We start from the raw sequence: 1836 nt of genomic DNA on the forward strand, positions 1-1836 counted from the left end.
GCGTCAGTTCCCTGAGTCAACTTGGGCTGGCGACGTTGCTGCTGGATCGCCCGTCATAATCGGTGTCGTGTCTGCGTATGCTCAGGGTCGCTGGGGCCGAGAGGTTGATGATCTGTCGGGTGAGAGGCTGGCTGAGTTGCTGGCAGAGCTCGATGGGCCGGATGATCCTGAGCACCCTGACGTGATGATCTCGCATGAGAGCGGTTGGACGCTTTCGGCGTTCACCTCCGGGTTGTTGGTCTGGGAAGACCCGGAAGACGCCGACGGAGTGTCTCGTCATATGCGGGATGTGCCGCGGAGCCTGGTTCACACGTTGTTCCGTGCCGTGGCCGCGGGGGATCTGGAGGCTGTGGATGACCAGCCCTGGTCCCCGGGCTATGGATGAAGGGTTCCTGGGACGGCTGGAGCTGATCGTTTGGCGTGGTGAAGCGCAGGGTCGTAAGGGGTGCCGTCGCGCCAGCAGGCATGCATGACGCGGAGCCAGGCGCGGCCGAGGATGCGGACGGTTTGCGGGTGGCGTTTGCCGCGGTCTCTGGCGCGTTTGTAGAGGTCGGCGGCCCAGGGGTCGTCGTGTCGGCTGTTGTCGGCAAAGTGGCTGAGTGCCTTGCGCGCGGCGCGGTTGGCGGCGTGCCGGAAGGCGACGGTGTGGACTTTGCCGCTGGCGCGGGTGACCGGAGCCATACCGACCTCCGCGGCGAGTTGTTCGGCGGTCAGGCCGCGTTCGAGCATGGGGCCGATCTCGCCGATGATCTGGGCGAGGTTGACCGTGCCGACGCGTGGAAGAGCGCGGAACAGCTCGGCGTAGGGGTGGGCGTCGATGACCTGCTTGATGGTGGCCTCCAGCGCCTTGATCGCCTCGACGACGGCCCGGACCTGGCTGACCTGGGTGGTGATGAGCGTGGCGATGATGTCGGGGCTGATGCGGCTGGCGGCCTTCGGCGCGGACCGGAGTTTGTCGAGTAGGACGGCGCCGGTCTTGCGGCCGGTGTAGGCGTGGCGGCGCAGGAACGCGCTCAGCTTGGCGGGGGTGAGGCTGGAGGCTGCCTGCGGGGTCGGGAAGCGGTCCAAGAACGCCAGCGAGATGGCCGCGTCCAGGTTCTTGAACAGGCGGGTCGCGCCCGGCCAGTGCGCCTCCAACAGGGCACGTAGCTGGTTGAGCAGGCTGACTTTGGTGGCGACCAGGTCGCTGCGCTGGCGGGACAGGGCCTGCAGCTCCAGCGTCGTTGTCTCAGTCGGTGCCAGGATCGTCAGGTGCCGGCCGTCGGTGCGCAGCAGGTCGGCGAGCATGAAGCTGTCGGCGTTGTCGGTCTTGGCGCGAGAGGCGCCCCACCTGGGGCGCATCGCGTTGAACGCGCCCGGATGGATCGCGACGACCGGATGCCCGGCGGCCAGCAGCCGATCGACCACCAAGCCCTTGCTGGTCTCGATCGCGACCGGAAGCTGCGACGGGTCGCCGTAGGTGACCAGACGCCGCAATGTGCTGGTCATTCCCGCCTCGGTGTGCGGCAACGTCCACCGGGCCGCTTTGAACCCGTCCGCGTCCAGCACCGTTACCGAGTGTGCTTGACCGCCCCAATCCCAACCGACAGTGTGCAACGGGTGTCCTTCCCGGAGAAGATCTGCACCTCTGCGTTCGGAAAGGACGTCTGCCGGAAGCTCATTACTACGGCCCTCATGGGGGCAGATCCCTGATGCCGATCCGACGCCCTCGTCCCGGTGGGGCCGGCAACACTAACGCGAGCCGTCCAGCGGCCGACCGATCGCAGGCCGTGCACCCACCAGGCCGAGAGGTGACGGCCCCACACGGAACCGCACGAACATGCTCCCCTAATGAGC

Annotated in this window: 2 protein-coding genes; one reads left to right on the plus strand and one right to left on the minus strand. The window is 67.2% G+C overall.

The window, feature by feature from the left end:
* On the plus strand, window positions 1-385 hold a 385-nt coding region (locus tag AB0I04_RS55100; RefSeq protein WP_360905054.1), incomplete at its 5' end, for a hypothetical protein.
* On the opposite strand, the gene AB0I04_RS55105 is transcribed toward AB0I04_RS55100, so the two are convergent.
* A complete protein-coding gene (locus AB0I04_RS55105) occupies window positions 376-1596 on the minus strand; it encodes an IS110 family transposase (protein WP_360905057.1) in 1221 nt (406 codons plus the stop codon). The genes AB0I04_RS55100 and AB0I04_RS55105 overlap by 10 nt on opposite strands.
* Between the last annotated feature and the right edge of the window lie 240 nt (window positions 1597-1836).

Source organism: Actinoallomurus sp. NPDC050550, from assembly GCF_040655075.1.
Lineage (GTDB): Bacteria > Actinomycetota > Actinomycetes > Streptosporangiales > Streptosporangiaceae > Actinoallomurus.